Genomic DNA, 15992 nt, shown 5'->3' with positions numbered 1-15992 from the left:
TCCGGTTCGGGGAGGAGAGGCAGGGAAATAGTCCGACTACGCCCTGCCTCTTACTCTACTCAGGACCCACGAAGGCTGGCTGTATCTTGCCGTGGTTGTTGATCTGTTCTCACGCAAAATTATCGGCTGGTCCATGCAATCCCGGATGACAAAGGACATTGTCCTGAACGCACTGCTGATGGCTGTATGGCGGCGTAATCCCCAAAAACAGGTGCTGGTTCATTCGGATCAGGGCAGTCAGTACACAAGCCATGAGTGGCAGTCGTTCCTGAAATCACACGGCCTGGAGGGCAGCATGAGCCGTCGCGGTAACTGCCATGATAATGCGGTTGCAGAAAGCTTTTTCCAGTTGTTGAAACGCGAACGGATAAAGAAAAAGATCTACGGAACGCGGGAAGAAGCCCGCAGCGATATTTTTGATTACATCGAAATGTTTTATAACAGTAAGCGTCGGCATGGTTCTAGCGATCAGATGTCACCGACAGAATATGAAAACCAGTATTATCAACGGCTCGGAAGTGTCTAGATTATCCGTGGCGATTCACCCCTAGAAGAGGGTACGTGCTGCAACGTACAGAAAAGTGGCTAGTGATGAGACACAGTGTAGTTGGGAAATTCAACGAAAAACAAAATCATAAGGACTTACGTTCATGTTACATACTGCGAATAAAATGACTGTCATTGAAATCTCTGAGCCTGGCGGGCCAGAGGTTTTAACGCCCGTTCAGACAACGATTCCGGTGCCAAAGGCTGGGGAAATTTTGGTTCGCGTCAAGGCCGCAGGTGTTAATCGTCCTGACGTCATTCAACGCCAGGGTCATTACCCTATGCCTGACGACGTAACCCCTATTCCTGGTCTTGAGGTCGCTGGAACGGTTTCATCAATTGGTGAAGGCGTCACGGGCGTAAAGATTGGTGACCGAGTCTGTGCTCTGACGAATGGCGGTGGTTATGGTGAGTATTGCATCGTGCCGGAAAGCCAGACACTGCCGGTGCCAGACAGCATGTCAATGATAGCAGCGGCGGCACTTCCTGAGACTCTGTTCACCGTCTGGGCAAACTTGTTCAAGATTGGTGGCGCAACACAGGGTCAGAGTGTTCTGATTCATGGGGGAACAAGTGGTATCGGCACAACCGCGTTGATGCTATGCCGCGAAATCGGTATCGAGGCATATGCGACGGCTGGATCAGATGATAAATGCGATGTGATCGCAGAGCTTGGCGCTACGCCAGTCAACTACCGGACAACTGATTTTTCTGATTTCATTTTGAAGCAAACGGATGGCCGTGGCGTTGATATCATTCTCGATATAATGGGTGCATCCTATTTCTCCCGAAATATGAGGAGTTTAGGAATGGATGGCCGGCTGGTAATCATTGGCTTCCTTGGCGGAGCTTTCGCAGAACAAGTGGATCTGCAAGAACTCGCGTTGAAGCGAGCGGTTGTCACGGGTTCAACGATGCGAGCACGAACTTCGGTCGAAAAAGCCGAAATTGCCAACGACTTGCTTAAAAATATCTGGCCGATTCTCAATGCAGGTCGTTGCCATCCCATGATTCACAGCACATTCCCGTTACGCGAAGCAGCACGCGCGCATGCATTGATGGAGTCCGGCAAGCATGTTGGGAAAATTGTTCTTACGGTGAATTAGCTTTAAGCCCGACACAACTCCCACGTTAGGTCATCAGGAATATGACCATTTAAATATCCACCAATGTTGAGCCAGCATTTATTAATACGCTTATCGGGTGATAGTAATCAAATATCACAGGACACGATATGTGGCGACTAAAATATCTGATTTCGTTTTCTGGCTTTTCTATGGTGGACACAGTCTAACACATTCGCGGTAATGACTCCAACTTATTGATGGTGTTTTATGTTCAGATAATGCCCGATGACTTTGTCATGCAGCTCCACCGATTTTGAGAACGACAGCGACTTCCGTCCCAGCCGTGCCAGGTGCTGCCTCAGATTCAGGTTATGCCGCTCAATTCGCTGCGTATATCGCTTGCTGATTACGTGCAGCTTTCCCTTCAGGCGGGATTCATACAGCGGCCAGCCATCCGTCATCCATACCACGACCTCAAAGGCCGACAGCAGGCTCAGAAGACGCTCCAGTGTGGCCAGAGTGCGTTCACCGAATACGTGCGCCACAACCGTCTTCCGGAGCCTGTCATACGCGTAAAACAGCCAGCGCTGGCGCGATTTAGCCCCGACGTATCCCCACTGTTCGTCCATTTCCGCGCAGACGATGACGTCACTGCCCGGCTGTATGCGCGAGGTTACCGACTGCGGCCTGAGTTTTTTAAATGGCGGAAAATCGTGTTGAGGCCAACGCCCATAATGCGGGCGGTTGCCCGGCATCCAACGCCATTCATGGCCATATCAATGATTTTCTGGTGCGTACCGGGTTGAGAAGCGGTGTAAGTGAACTGCAGTTGCCATGTTTTACGGCAGTGAGAGCAGAGATAGCGCTGATGTCCGGCGGTGCTTTTGCCGTTACGCACCACCCCGTCAGTAGCTGAACAGGAGGGACAGCTGATAGAAACAGAAGCCACTGGAGCACCTCAAAAACACCATCATACACTAAATCAGTAAGTTGGCAGCATCACCCGGGATATGAACAAGCCAGAACCGCACTTTTCTAGCCTGTATCTCCATCGATGACTCATCGCTTTTTTACTGGATTGTGCCCGACTGAGAAGCTGCTAACTGGGGGCCGGTCGGAATGCTGTGGCGCTCAGTGCGGGTGTGAACGGCATTTATCTCTTACGAGCCAATCTCTATGTCGCTTTACAGATAAATCCGTTGACAGCGTGTCTGACGGGGGAATGTGGCGAGGTGATGAAGCTGTTTAATCGCTGTGGCTGGCTGAACTTGAGTCTGGTGACTCCCTGCCCCACCAGTATTCGCTGATGACCAGACAGGGAGTGCCAGGAAAGGGTGATTAGTGGCGGATCTGCGCCAGGTCGTCTTCAGTCAGACCAGTCATTTTTATGACGGTATTGCGGTCAATGCCGTTCTGGAGCATGGTTCGTGCAATTTTAAGGGTGGCTTCGCGCTCGCCTTTTTCAATGCCGCGTTGTTCACCGAGCTGAATCCCCTTCTCGATGCCCTTCTGTTCAAGCTGTTGTGCGATGGTCATAAGTGCGTCTCCGTGTTGCGGCACACGCTGTGCCAGTTCGCGTACAAAGGCTTCGGCGTCGGATGTTTCGCCTGCCTGCACTATATAGTGTACCAGCGATATCACCTGCGATGAAGACAAGTATCCCGCCAGCAAGATGGGTGCCAGCCGGTCGACCAGTTCTGCCAGGTCCCGCTGGTGAATATGCTTTTGCAGTAAAGTCAGGGCGGCCATGCTGCGATGGCCAGCGATTTCATCATCCGGAATGATCGTAACGTCTACCAGCGGGAAAGCGTTGCTGTAGAGTTTGCCTGCCAGCTCGGGAGCGTCAAATTCATCCAGCCAACGAGTAGAGTACGGATACGGGCTGCGCTTACCCGTATAGAACAGCACCGGTATCACCAGTGGCAGTTTTTTATGCCCTGCCTCCAGGTGGCGCTGCATGGCGGCTACCGCATAGCGTATGAGGCGGAAAGCCATATGTTTGTCCGGCGTTGACTGGTGCTCGACCAGAACATGAATATAGCCGTCGCCGGCTGTAGTTTTCAGGCTATAGAGGACGTCGCTGAAATACTGGCGGAGATCATCCTCAACGAACGAGCCTGATTCCAGTTTCAGCGTGCTGAGATCGCAGACTGCTCGCAGCTCTGCAGGCAGGTGGATTTCCATGAAATCCCGGGCAATATCCGGTTGCGTCAGGAACTGCCTGAACGTGGCATCGTGAGGAGTGGGTGTGCTGTTTTTCTTCTTCATCTGCCCTGGCTCTGAAAAATGACCCGGAGATGTTATCACAGCCTGGAAAAAGCTAATATTGGCGGTGAACGGAATTGCCATTCCTTCAGGGGGCCGTTCCGGGGTGGTTCGGTCCCCTCCCTAAACCATCTTTACTCATCATCAATTAGGCTTTGTTGAATAAATAAGATTTCTTGCGAACGACCCTGTAGCTGGCTGGATTTTCAGGCAATACGCACGCTTTCTGGCATCCCAGCCTTTGTCATCCTGTTCAACGCACGCACCATGGCCATAGCTTCCGCTACCTGACCATCGTAGTCACGCAGCGTCAGTGAATCTCCCAACAACTGCTTCATTCTGTACATTGCCGTTTCCGCTATCGAGCGACGGTTATATTCCGTTGTCCATTTCCACCGTGCATTGCTTCCGCTCAGCCGCTGATTAGCAACGGCACGGTTGCGGTCTGCGTACTCACCGGGCCAGTAACCTGCTCCTTTTCGGGGAGGAATAAGCGCGCTGATTTTTTTGCGGCGCAGTTCATCGTGACAGAGCCGGGTATCGTAAGCCCCGTCTGCCGCGGCTGCCCTGATTTTTCTGTGAGTCTGCCGGATAAGGCCCGGGAAGGCTTCTGAGTCCGTGACGTTATTCAGCGACAGGTCTGCACAGACAACTTCATGTGTGTTGCTGTCAACAGCAAGATGCAACTTTCGCCAGATACGACGGCGCTCTTTGCCGTGCTTTCTGACTTTCCATTCGCCTTCACCAAAGACCTTCAGCCCGGTGGAATCAATCACCAGGTGTGCGATTTCACCCCGGGTGGACGTTTTGAAACTGACATTAACCGACTTTGCCCGCTTACTGACACTGGTGTAATCCGGGCAGCGCAACGGAACGTTCATCAGGGCAAAAATGGAATCAATAAAACCCTGCGCAGCCCGCAGGGTCAGCCGGAATACGCGTTTAATCACCAGAACGGTGGTGATGGCGAGATCAGAATAGCGCTGGGGCCTTCCTCGTGATGAAGGCGTTGCCGACTCATACCAGGCCTGAATCGCCTCATCATCCAGCCAGAAAGTGAGGGAGCCACGGTTGATGAGAGCTTTGTTGTAGGTGGACCAGTTGGTGATTCTGAACTTTTGCTTTGCCACGGAATGGTCTGTGTTGTCGGGAGGATGCGTGATCTGATCCTTCAACTCAGCAAAAGTTCGATTTATTCAACAAAGCCATGTATATATTAGGTGATATGTTTCTAATCGAAAAAAACTGTGCACTGATAATAAAAGCTAATGTGCATATAGTGATATTGGACTACTATGAATTCGGTATATCTGAAACGAGTTCAAAGAGAGAAACGATGAGTACAGAACATAAAGTAGCTGTTGTTACTGGTGCGGGGCAGGGAATTGGTAAAGCAATCGCTCTCCGTCTGGCGAAAGATGGATTTCGTATCGGTAGTCTGGACTTCAATGGCGAAACGGCACATGAAACGGTGAGGCTTATTGAAGAAATGGGTGGCGAGGCACTGGCAGTAGCTGCGGATGTCGCAGATCGCGAACAAGTTTTTGCAGCAGTGGATAAAGTCGTTGCAAAGTTTGGCCGCCTGGATGTTATGGTTAATAATGCCGGTCTTGGCCCAACGACACCAATTGAGGAAATTACTCCAGAAATTTACCGTAAAGTCTTTGATGTTAACGTAGGAGGTGTGTACTGGGGTATTCAGGCCGCTGTGAAGTACTTTAAGCAGCGTACTCCGGCAAAAACGGGGGACATTATCGGTAAGATAATCAACGCCTCATCGCAGGCAGGCCAAGTGGGTAACCCTGATCTGGCCGTCTACGGCGCTACAAAGTTTGCTGTTCGCGGTATAACTCAGACAGCTGCAAAAGATCTGGCGAAATTTGGGATTACTGTGAACGCGTATTGCCCGGGAATTGTTCGCACCCCTATGATGAATGGTATCGCACAAAAAGTCGCAGATGAAAATGGCCAGTCTCTGGAATGGGGCCTTCAGCAGTGGGCGAAAAATGTTGCCCTCGGACGCATTTCTGAATCAGAGGATGTTGCGGCATGTGTTTCCTATCTGGCCGGTGTGGATTCAGATTATATGACAGGTCAGGCACTCATTATTGATGGTGGGATGGTATTTAACTGATCAGCATCTATACGCCCTGGTTGATTGGAATATCATAGTGTGCTTTTAGAAGCACACTTACTCTTTCGGTCAGTACAGACTTCAGAAACCAGAGGAGTGTTTTTATAAAAGTACACTGACAATTACTGCTCATCCCCAGAACAATCCTCAGCCTCATCGAGCATACTATTCAGAAAACGCCTTTGTTCTTCTGTCAGTTCCAGTGCGGCTTTGTTGAATAAATAAGATTTCTTGCGAACGACCCTGTAGCTGGCTGGATTTTCAGGCAATACGCACGCTTTCTGGCATCCCAGCCTTTGTCATCCTGTTCAACGCACGCACCATGGCCATAGCTTCCGCTACCTGACCATCGTAGTCACGCAGCGTCAGTGAATCTCCCAACAACTGCTTCATTCTGTACATTGCCGTTTCCGCTATCGAGCGACGGTTATATTCCGTTGTCCATTTCCACCGTGCATTGCTTCCGCTCAGCCGCTGATTAGCAACGGCACGGTTGCGGTCTGCGTACTCACCGGGCCAGTAACCTGCTCCTTTTCGGGGAGGAATAAGCGTGCTGATTTTTTTGCGGCGCAGTTCATCGTGACAGAGCCGGGTATCGTAAGCCCCGTCTGCCGCGGCTGCCCTGATTTTTCTGTGAGTCTGCCGGATAAGGCCCGGGAAGGCTTCTGAGTCCGTGACGTTATTCAGCGACAGGTCTGCACAGACAACTTCATGTGTGTTGCTGTCAACAGCAAGATGCAACTTTCGCCAGATACGACGGCGCTCTTTGCCGTGCTTTCTGACTTTCCATTCGCCTTCACCAAAGACCTTCAGCCCGGTGGAATCAATCACCAGGTGTGCGATTTCACCCCGGGTGGACGTTTTGAAACTGACATTAACCGACTTTGCCCGCTTACTGACACTGGTGTAATCCGGGCAGCGCAACGGAACGTTCATCAGGGCAAAAATGGAATCAATAAAACCCTGCGCAGCCCGCAGGGTCAGCCGGAATACGCGTTTAATCACCAGAACGGTGGTGATGGCGAGATCAGAATAGCGCTGGGGCCTTCCTCGTGATGAAGGCGTTGCCGACTCATACCAGGCCTGAATCGCCTCATCATCCAGCCAGAAAGTGAGGGAGCCACGGTTGATGAGAGCTTTGTTGTAGGTGGACCAGTTGGTGATTCTGAACTTTTGCTTTGCCACGGAATGGTCTGTGTTGTCGGGAGGATGCGTGATCTGATCCTTCAACTCAGCAAAAGTTCGATTTATTCAACAAAGCCCTGTGGCGATAAAAGACCCGGCCAGGTGCTCGGGTCTTTATCGAACTAAATATGCTTCAAGCGCGATCAGAAGGGAGCGTTGATATCCACCACGTTGATCAACTTGTGGTTGACGAACTCTTTCAGGCCTAAGTCGATCAGTTCACGACCATAGCCGGAGCGGCGGATGCCGCCAAAGGGCAAATCAGCCTTAACCATGGTGGGGTGGTTGACGAACATCATCCCGGTAGAGACTTGCTTGGCTACCGCCAGACCGCGCTGTTCATCGGCGGTGAACACAGAGCCACCGAGGCCGAAGGGCGAATCGTTGGCAATGGCAATCGCTTCCTGTTCATCCTTTGCCTTGAGGATCATGGAGACAGGGCCGAAGAACTCCCAATAGTAAGCCGGGTTGTCCGGGGTCACATTGGTAAGTATGGTCGGCTGTACAAAAGCGCCTTGCTCCGGCACTTTGGGACCAACTTCGGTAGCTGTGGCACCATGCTCAACCGCTTCACGAATTTTCTGCTTCACTTCATCGGCAGCACCCTGGGAAGACAGGGGCGCCAGAGTCGTGTTCGGATCCATAGGGTCACCGGCTTTAAGCGCGGCTACGCCTTTGGTATAGCCTTCCATAAACTTGTCATAAATGGCTTCCACCAGGATCATCCGTTTGGATGAAACACATACCTGACCGGCATTCCAGTGACGGCCGAATACCGCCCAATCTATGGTTTTCTCAAGCTCGGCATCTTCCAGCACGATAAAGGCGTCAGAGCCGCCCAGCTCCAGAGTGGATTTTTTCAGCGCCTTACCGGCCTGAGAGGCAATAACGGCGCCTGCACCTTCAGAGCCGGTCAGAGCCACGCCATGTACCTTGGGTGAGTTGATGATCTGCTCGACTTGATCCCGGGTAGCATACAGGTTCTGGAAGGCGCCCTGTGGCAGTCCGGCATCCCGCATCAGGCTCTCAAAAGCGGCGGCGCACTGAGGCACATTGGAAGCGTGTTTCAGCAGCAGGGTGTTGCCGGCAGAAAGTTGCGGAGCCAAGATCCTGGCTATCTGGTAATAGGGGAAGTTCCAGGGTTCAATGGCCAGCAAGACCCCAAGAGGTTCATTGACCAGCAGCGCTTCCCCTTCGGCGGGATCGGCCACAGGCAGTTTCTGCGGTGCCAGCAGTCTCTCGGCATGCTCGGCATAGTATTCGAGGATCTGCGCCGACAGTTCTACTTCGGCCTCGGCCTCTCCAATGACTTTACCCATCTCTAGGGTCAGCAGCTCTGCATAGCGGCGCTTGCTGTCTCTGAGCAGGGCTGCAGCCCGATTGAGTATTTCAGCCTTGTTGGCAAAAGAGGTATTGCGCCAACTCAAAAAGGCCTGGTGGGCCGATTCAATTGCCTCTGTGACTTCGGCATCAGTGGCATTGGGAAATTCTTTGATGAGCTCTCCCGTGAAGGGATTGATCGTTGCATATGTCATGTGTTCCTCCCAGCGTTGCAAGTAATAGGGTATTGATGCCAACTCCTGGCATCGGGTGAAAATGTTTGAAGTTATCGTGGGTTTTGCCCCCCAGAGGCGAGTGGCAAGAAAAAGCTCAAACCTTTCTACGCTTTAAATGGCGACATTTGTGTGATCTTGATCGCGGCAGCCGTCTCGGTGATTTTTAATCCTTTTTTGTTAATTCTTTGTTTTTAAAAAACTTAAAAACAGCATTGACCAACAAAAATGTAACTTATCGTTTTGATCTTGCGCAAGGGAAGATGCAACCCCTCGCTTTCGGGAGAGAGGTTGCATCCTTTGTATCTTGTCAGTTCTGGTGGCTATAGCGTTCGGCCATGGCATTGGCTGCGATCATTGCCTGATAGACATCATCGGCACTGACCGCCATAGGCATATTGCCCATGGTATCGCCTTCGGCGCAGGCGATTTCGGCAACTTTACGCCACTCCTCCTCACGGAATTGTTTCAGCCCCATATCTGCCAGAGTCAGCGGCAAACCCGCGGTTTTAATGATGCGGACAACATGGGGTCAGTTTGGATATAGAGAATTATTGTACTATAAGGGCTTCCCCGAACAGTCAACGCCGGTTTTTAATTTCTGTCTGTTCATCAATGAAAGGCAAGGGATAAGACTGCGCTACTATAAACGGTCATGCTGAATCGCTAGTGATTCGGACCCTGATGAAAGACGCTCGTGAGATCCTCCTTCGTTAATCGGATAGTGATATCCAGTAGGATATGCAGATACTTCTCACGGGGGTCTAACCCTTTACCATCAACAATTTACAGTTCAGTTACTACTCAGTTAAATTTTTCATGTTGTTGAATACAGTCTGAAGTCATCGCCGTAATGTAATGATGCCCAGCACAACCTCGCATTCTTGGCGGCGATTGCAACGACAGCACGCCAGTATCCCCGCCTACCAATCAACGAGCAGACCCAACGGCTAAACGGGTCCGTTCTATTCTCTGCCCCTACCATTACAGAACGGGCTCCCTGGACCAGTAGGGTTCGCAGATAGGCATCACCCGCTTTTGTTATCCTGCCAAGCTTTGATTTTCCGCCACTACTGTATTGTGATGGCGTTAGCCCCAACCAGGCTGCCAGTTGGCGCCCGTTCTTAAAATCATGGGCATTGCCAATACTGGCGACCAGCGCACTCGCTGTGGTGGGCCCAACACCTTTCAGTTCCATTAACTGCTGGCTGCGATGATCTGTTTTGGCCACACGAGATAATACCCTGTCATATTCGGCGATTTTCTCTTCAATATTAGTGACATGTGTCAATAGATCATCAATGTACAGCCTAACCTGTACTGGCAGAGTTTCCTTCTGGTCAGAAACAACATGACGCAGAGCATCAGTGCTTTGTGGGGCAATAACCCCGAATTCAGATATCAGGCCCCGAAGACGGTTATACGTTGCTGTTCTTTCCTGGATAAATCCCTGTCTTGTCCGATGTAAGCATTGCATTGCCTGCTGGCTTTCGTCTTTGACTGGTACAAAGCGCATATGCGGCCGCTGCACTGCCTCACAAATAGCTATTGCATCAGCTGCATCATTTTTCCCGGTCTTACCCGCCATGCGATAGGGTGAGACAAATTTCGGAGCCATCAACCGGACATCATGGCCATACTGCCTGAATAATCTTGCCCAATAGTGGGCACCCGAGCAGGCTTCCATTCCAATGACACAGGGAGGTAAACCTGCGATGAGTTCAGAAAGTGCTGCACGCGACACCTTGGGTTTAACCAGAACAGCTTTACCATTTTGGTCAATGCAGTGAACAGCAAACACATTTTTAGCAAGATCGATACCGACAGTGGTGATGGTCATAACGAATCCCTCTGGGTCAATGTTTATCCTATGATTGCACGAAAGTTAATCAGGCGCATATCCAGGGGAAGTCCCTTCCATTCGTTAAGCGTTTTAAGCGGCACTGTTGCAAATAGTCGGTGGTGATAAACTTATCATCCCCTTTTGCTGATGGAGCTGCACATGAACCCATTCAAAGGCCGGCATTTTCAGCGTGACATCATTCTGTGGGCCGTACGCTGGTACTGCAAATACGGCATCAGTTACCGTGAGCTGCAGGAGATGCTGGCTGAACGCGGAGTGAATGTCGATCACTCCACGATTTACCGCTGGGTTCAGCGTTATGCGCCTGAAATGGAAAAACGGCTGCGCTGGTACTGGCGTAACCCTTCCGATCTTTGCCCGTGGCACATGGATGAAACCTACGTGAAGGTCAATGGCCGCTGGGCGTATCTGTACCGGGCCGTCGACAGCCGGGGCCGCACTGTCGATTTTTATCTCTCCTCCCGTCGTAACAGCAAAGCTGCATACCGGTTTCTGGGTAAAATCCTCAACAACGTGAAGAAGTGGCAGATCCCGCGATTCATCAACACGGATAAAGCGCCCGCCTATGGTCGCGCGCTTGCTCTGCTCAAACGCGAAGGCCGGTGCCCGTCTGACGTTGAACACCGACAGATTAAGTACCGGAACAACGTGATTGAATGCGATCATGGCAAACTGAAACGGATAATCGGCGCCACGCTGGGATTTAAATCCATGAAGACGGCTTACGCCACCATCAAAGGTATTGAGGTGATGCGTGCACTACGCAAAGGCCAGGCCTCAGCATTTTATTATGGTGATCCCCTGGGCGAAATGCGCCTGGTAAGCAGAGTTTTTGAAATGTAAGGCCTTTGAATAAGACAAAAGGCTGCCTCATCGCTAACTTTGCAACAGTGCCTTTCGCCCTCATCCGGTTCATGACGGTCGGGCAGGGAGGCAATCTGAATATGGCGATACTGGCCGGCATATTCGGTAATAAGATGGCTTAAATTGCCGTCCACCTTCTGCGCGTGAAACAGATCTAACTGCACCGCCAGGTTCGGCCTGTCGACCCGTTTCACCATCGCCAGCGTCTGATATTGACTGTGGTAGAGATAGCCCGGTTTGGTCTGCGGATTCAGCGCTTCGATGAGTATCCGCTTGTCGTGGCGGGCAAAGCACTCCGCCGCGTAGCGCAGATTATCGATAAGCACGGCCTCGCAGGCTGCGCGATCCGCTCCCGGCGGCACCACGCCGGCCATGATATGCACCTGCGGGCAACCGAGCTGGCAGGCATACTCCAGCGCCAGCTCAATATCGCGTCGGGCCTCCGCGCTTCTCCCGGGGATGGCGGCGAGCCCCCATTCTCCGGCGTTGACGTCGCCGGGTGGGGTATTGAACAGCACCAGCTGCAGCTGGTTCTCCTGCAGGCGCTGTCTGATTTCCCCGGCGGCATACTCATAGGGAAACAGAAACTCAACGGCTTCAAATCCCGCCCGGGCAGCGGCGGCAAAGCGTTCCAGGAACGGCAGTTCGGTAAACAGCATGGATAAATTTGCAGCGAATTTTGGCATGGTTTTATCTCAGTTCTTTTACTTCGTCAGCGGTCAGGTAGCGGATCTCGCGGTTGCCGAGGGTAAATATCAGCCGTGCGGTCTCTTCCAGTTCCTCGGTATTGTTGGTGGCTTCGCGCAGCGATGAGCCAGTAACCACCGGTCCGTGGTTGGCCAGTAAAAAGGCGTTATAGCGGGGCGCCAGCCCGGCCAGCGCCTGGGCAATACGGTCATCGCCCGGCCGGTAGTAGGGAACCACCGGGACGTCGCCGACGCGCATCACCACATAGGGGGTAAAGGGGCGGATACAGTTGTGCGGATCGAGCCCCTGCAGGCAGGAGAGCGCGGTCAGATAGTGGCTGTGCAAGTGGACGATCGCCTTGCAGGCCGGGTTGTGCAAATAGACTGCCCGGTGAAAAGTGACCTCTTTCGACGGTTTGTCGCCGGAGATCCATTCTCCTTGCAGCGTCACCACCGACAACCGCTGAGCCTGCAGTTCGCCGAGGCAGGCGCCGGTCGGCGTCGCCAGCAGGTTGCCGTCCGGCAGCAGCAGCGACAGATTGCCAGCGGAGCCGGTGGCATAGCCGCGGCTAAATAACGAGGCGCCAATCTGCACCATTTCCTCTCGCAGTTGTTGCTCAGTCATGACGAAACTCCTGCTGGGCACGGGCAAAGAACTGGATATCGCCGAAGTTACCTGACTTCAGCGCCAGGGAGAGCGGCTGGCGGGTGTCACGCACCCAGGGCACGCCAGGGGAGATGGTCGGCCCAATATGGAACGCCTCAACCCCCAGGGTCTGCGCCACAATGCTCGACGTTTCCCCTCCGGCCACAATAAAGCGGGTAAATCCTTTCGCCTTCAGGGCGGCGGCAAGAGCGGCAAACAGCTGTTCCACCCGTTCGCTGCTGGCCTTGTCGCCATACTGCGCCTGGATCCGCTGCAGCGTTTGCGGCTCGGTGGTGGCATAGATCATCGGCGCCAGCGGCGCATCGCGCTGCGCGTCCACCCAGTCAGTCAGCGTCCTGACGTAGCTCTCCAGATCGGTAAAGCAGGCGCTTAAGTCGACGGCGCGGGCGGGGGCCTGTTGACGATAGGCCGCCACCTGGCTGTTGGTCATCACCGAGCAGGAGCCCGAGAGCACCACCGCCGGGCCGACCAGCGGCATGCCGGCCTGAGCGCTTTCACCCCGGGCGCCATGGCGCTGCGCCAAGTCGCGGGCGAGGCCGATGGCGAGGCCGGAACCGCCGGAGACCAGCTTCATCTCCCGCAGCGCCACGCCCTGGGTGAGCAGATCCTGTTCGCTGAGGGCGTCGAGCACCACATAGCGCACCGCCGGATCGTTGACTGCCGCCAGCGCGGCGGCGACCGCCTCCGGCCCCCGGTCGACAATCGGCCAGGCAATCAGCGCGGCTTTTCCGCGCCCCTGGCGCTCAATTAAGCGGCCCAGGTGCGCATCCTCCATCGGCGTCACCGGATGGTGGCGCATCCCGGACTCATTCAGCAGTTGCTCGCCGACGAACAGATATCCCTGATAGACCGTGCGGCCGTTAACCGGCAGCGCCGGGGAAATCACCGTCCGCGTCTCACCCAGCTCGGCCAGCAGGGCATCCAGCACCGGGCCAATGTTGCCCTGCGCGGTGCTGTCGAAAGTGGAACAGTACTTGAAATAAAACTGCTGACAGCCCTGGGCCTGCAGCCAGCGCAGGGCCGCCAGCGACTGGCTGACGGCCATTTCCGCCGGGCAGGAGCGAGTTTTCAGGCTGATGACCACCGCCTCGCTGGTCAGCGGAAGATCGCGGGTCGGCACGCCATTCAGTTGCACCGTCGGCATGCCGTTGCGCACGAGGAAGCTGGCAATATCCGTGGCGCCGGTGAAGTCATCGGCAATGACACCAAGCTGCATGTTGTCTCTCCTCACTGTTTATGGCCCGGCAGGGTGATGCCGTTGAAAATCTTGATCACCGCGCTGTCATCTTCCCGACCGAATCCGGCATTACTGGCGGAGGTGAACATATTCAGCGCGGTGGTAGCGAGCGGCAGCGGGAAGGTCAGCGCCCGGGCAGTGTCATTCACCAGCCCGAGATCTTTGACAAAAATATCGACAGCGGATTTTGGCGAGTAATCGCCATCCAGGACGTGCTGCATGCGATTCTCAAACATCCATGAATTACCCGCCGCGTGGGTGACCACGTCATACATCGTTTCGAGTGGGATCCCGGCGCGGGCGGCAAGCGCCATCGCTTCGGCGGCAACGGCGATGTGCACCCCGGCCAGCAGCTGATGGATAATTTTTACCGTCGAGCCAAGACCAATGTCGCTCCCTATGCGGTAGACTTTGCCGGCCACGGCGTCCAGCACCGGCGCGAGGCGGGCAAAGGCGGCATCGCTCCCGGAGGCCATCACCGTCATGTCGCCGGCGGCCGCTTTCACGGCGCCGCCCGATACCGGCGCGTCGAGCATCAATAGCTGGTACTCCGCCAGCGCCTCGGCAATGGCCTGAGCATCGGCGGAAGCGATGGTGGACGACACCATCACGACGGTGCCCGGCTTCAGATGGGCGGCGAGGCCGCTCTCGCCGAACAGGATCCCCCGCACCTGGGCGGCATTGACCACCAGCAGCACAACTGCATCCAGTTCCGCGGCGAACGGCACCGCGCTGGGGCCCGCGCCATTGGCGCCCGCCGCCAGCAGTGCGCGACAGTTGTCGGGATTGATGTCAACGCCCCAGGTGTTCAGGCCCGCCTGCAGGCAGGCGCGGGCGGCGCCCATGCCCATTGAACCCAGTCCAATCACGCAGACGTTAGTGTGTGCAGCCATGCTGGTCTCCTTGTGAACATTAGTTAATTAATGTGATTTAATGATAGAATAAAGCGTTATCATGTGAATTTATGTGAGAGTTATCACGAATAACCCACATGAATATAAAAAATTCACAGGCGGAAAGAGGCTGCACAACGGCGATTCTTGCCCTAAAATAGCCTAAAAACAGCGGCAAAGCGCGATAACAACACCGGGTGTCGCCAGGGCCGTAGCCTGGGTGGTGACGCCTGGTGTGAAAAAATGGTAAGGGGAGAGCGGTGATTCCAATAGAACGACATCAGCGTATTTTAGCCCTGGTGGAGCAGCGTGGGGCGGTAAGCATTAACGAGCTGACGGAGATCCTCGGCGTGTCCCATATGACCATCCGTCGGGACGTCAGTAAACTGGAGGAGCAGGGGCTGCTGGTCAGCGTCTCGGGCGGCGTGCGCGCCGTCAGCCGGCTGGCTGCGGAACCCAGTCATCTGGTGAAAAGCACGCTGCAGAGTGAGGAGAAACAGGCGATCGGCGCGCTGGCGGCGAGTCATATCGCTAAAAACAGTTGCATCTATCTGGATGCCGGGACTACCACCCTGGCGCTGGCGCGGGCGATCCTCGACCGGAACGATCTCCAGGTGGTCACCAATGATTTTGAGATAACCCAGCTGCTGATCGATGCCAGCCAGTGCGGCGTGATCCACACCGGCGGCACTCTGTGCCGGGAGAACCGCTCCTGCGTGGGCGAATCGGCGGCGCGTACGTTACGCCACCTGGCTATCGATACGGCCTTTATCTCCGCCAGCGGCTGGGACAGTCGCGGGATATTCACCCCTGATGAGAACAAGGTTACCGTCAAGGAGACCGTCAGCCAGGTCAGCGCGAGAAGCATCCTGCTGTGCGACAGTTCGAAATACAATCAGGTGGCCACGTTTATGGCGTTACCTTTGACCCGGTTCACCACCATCATTACCGACCGGCATCTTTCCGATGCCGCCGCCAGTCATATCGCCCGGCACGCCTGCGAGGTGCTGCGGGCCGGATAACGCGCGCGG

13 protein-coding genes and 4 pseudogenes are annotated in these 15992 nt (G+C 54.1%); 6 read left to right on the top strand and 11 right to left on the bottom strand.

Going from position 1 to position 15992, the window contains the following annotated elements:
• Positions 1-49 precede the first annotated feature (49 nt).
• Together C3F35_RS26315 and C3F35_RS26310 are read left to right on the top strand one after the other, a co-directional pair.
• Positions 50-526, top strand: a pseudogene (locus C3F35_RS26315) (IS3 family transposase); the annotation flags it as partial.
• Between the two features lie 124 nt (positions 527-650).
• Positions 651-1652: an NAD(P)H-quinone oxidoreductase gene (locus tag C3F35_RS26310; RefSeq protein ID WP_000903281.1), complete on the top strand. Its 1002-nt coding sequence runs from the start codon at positions 651-653 to the stop codon at positions 1650-1652.
• A 212-nt stretch (positions 1653-1864) separates the two neighbouring features.
• Here the strand turns inward: C3F35_RS26310 and C3F35_RS26305 are convergent.
• A protein-coding gene (locus tag C3F35_RS26305; RefSeq protein WP_223852547.1) for an IS1 family transposase occupies positions 1865-2562 on the bottom strand; the annotation gives its coding sequence in 2 pieces (ribosomal slippage) (positions 1865-2313 and positions 2313-2562; 699 coding nt in all).
• Between the two features lie 160 nt (positions 2563-2722).
• Here C3F35_RS26305 and C3F35_RS27210 point away from each other — a divergent pair.
• Positions 2723-2955 (top strand): annotated as a pseudogene (locus C3F35_RS27210) (DUF2913 family protein); the annotation flags it as partial.
• Here the strand turns inward: C3F35_RS27210 and C3F35_RS26290 are convergent.
• Both C3F35_RS26290 and C3F35_RS26285 read right to left on the bottom strand, forming a co-directional pair.
• On the bottom strand, positions 2952-3881 hold the full coding sequence (locus C3F35_RS26290; protein WP_040113343.1) for an Rpn family recombination-promoting nuclease/putative transposase: 930 nt from the start codon (positions 3879-3881) through the stop codon (positions 2952-2954). The pseudogene C3F35_RS27210 and the gene C3F35_RS26290 sit on opposite strands and share 4 nt — an antisense overlap.
• A gap of 203 nt (positions 3882-4084) precedes the next feature.
• Entirely contained in the window at positions 4085-5053 is a 969-nt protein-coding gene (locus C3F35_RS26285) for an IS5 family transposase (protein ID WP_000654811.1), read from the bottom strand.
• 161 nt (positions 5054-5214) lie between these two features.
• On the opposite strand from C3F35_RS26285, the gene C3F35_RS26280 reads away from it, so the two are divergent.
• Entirely contained in the window at positions 5215-6012 is a 798-nt protein-coding gene (locus tag C3F35_RS26280; protein WP_040113342.1) for a (S)-acetoin forming diacetyl reductase, read from the top strand.
• 261 nt (positions 6013-6273) lie between these two features.
• Here C3F35_RS26280 and C3F35_RS26270 read toward each other — a convergent pair whose 3' ends face one another.
• The 4 genes and pseudogenes from C3F35_RS26270 to C3F35_RS26255 all read right to left on the bottom strand — a co-directional run bounded on the left by C3F35_RS26270 (position 6274) and on the right by C3F35_RS26255 (position 10590).
• Positions 6274-7242 (bottom strand): IS5 family transposase, encoded by a 969-nt coding sequence (locus C3F35_RS26270; RefSeq protein WP_077255001.1) that lies wholly within the window; start codon positions 7240-7242, stop codon positions 6274-6276.
• Positions 7243-7340: 98 nt separating this feature from the next.
• Positions 7341-8732: an NAD-dependent succinate-semialdehyde dehydrogenase gene (locus C3F35_RS26265; protein WP_023205627.1), complete on the bottom strand. Its 1392-nt coding sequence runs from the start codon at positions 8730-8732 to the stop codon at positions 7341-7343.
• A 328-nt stretch (positions 8733-9060) separates the two neighbouring features.
• Positions 9061-9279, bottom strand: a pseudogene (locus tag C3F35_RS26260) (glycerol dehydrogenase); the annotation flags it as partial.
• 288 nt (positions 9280-9567) lie between these two features.
• On the bottom strand, positions 9568-10590 hold the full coding sequence (locus tag C3F35_RS26255; protein ID WP_040113331.1) for an IS110-like element IS5708 family transposase: 1023 nt from the start codon (positions 10588-10590) through the stop codon (positions 9568-9570).
• Between the two features lie 162 nt (positions 10591-10752).
• Here C3F35_RS26255 and C3F35_RS26245 point away from each other — a divergent pair, with 162 nt between their 5' ends.
• Positions 10753-11457, top strand: a complete 705-nt coding sequence (locus C3F35_RS26245; RefSeq protein WP_001067855.1) for an IS6-like element IS26 family transposase — start codon at positions 10753-10755, stop codon at positions 11455-11457.
• Between the two features lie 53 nt (positions 11458-11510).
• Here the strand turns inward: C3F35_RS26245 and C3F35_RS26240 are convergent.
• The 4 genes and pseudogenes from C3F35_RS26240 to ltnD form a co-directional block, all read right to left on the bottom strand.
• Positions 11511-12164: pseudogene (locus tag C3F35_RS26240) on the bottom strand (TIM barrel protein); the annotation flags it as partial.
• A 4-nt stretch (positions 12165-12168) separates the two neighbouring features.
• Entirely contained in the window at positions 12169-12789 is a 621-nt protein-coding gene (gene otnC, locus C3F35_RS26235) for a 3-oxo-tetronate 4-phosphate decarboxylase (protein WP_002210516.1), read from the bottom strand.
• Complete coding sequence (gene otnK, locus C3F35_RS26230) at positions 12782-14047, bottom strand: 3-oxo-tetronate kinase (protein WP_011117368.1); 1266 nt, start codon at positions 14045-14047, stop codon at positions 12782-12784. Before otnK ends, otnC begins: the two co-directional genes overlap by 8 nt.
• 11 nt (positions 14048-14058) lie before the next feature.
• Positions 14059-14961 (bottom strand): L-threonate dehydrogenase, encoded by a 903-nt coding sequence (gene ltnD / locus C3F35_RS26225; protein ID WP_002210514.1) that lies wholly within the window; start codon positions 14959-14961, stop codon positions 14059-14061.
• A gap of 260 nt (positions 14962-15221) precedes the next feature.
• Between ltnD and C3F35_RS26220 the strand changes: the two genes are divergently transcribed.
• The gene (locus C3F35_RS26220; protein WP_002210513.1) at positions 15222-15983 is read left to right on the top strand and encodes a DeoR/GlpR family DNA-binding transcription regulator; all 762 of its coding nucleotides are present in this window, start codon (positions 15222-15224) and stop codon (positions 15981-15983) included.
• The last annotated feature ends 9 nt before the right edge of the window (positions 15984-15992 follow it).

The sequence above is a fragment of the Leclercia sp. LSNIH3 genome (assembly GCF_002935105.1).
Classification (GTDB): Bacteria; Pseudomonadota; Gammaproteobacteria; order Enterobacterales; family Enterobacteriaceae; genus Enterobacter; species Enterobacter adecarboxylatus.
The sequence above is the reverse complement of the archived record's forward strand: the minus strand, read 5'-3'. Positions and strand labels throughout refer to the sequence as shown.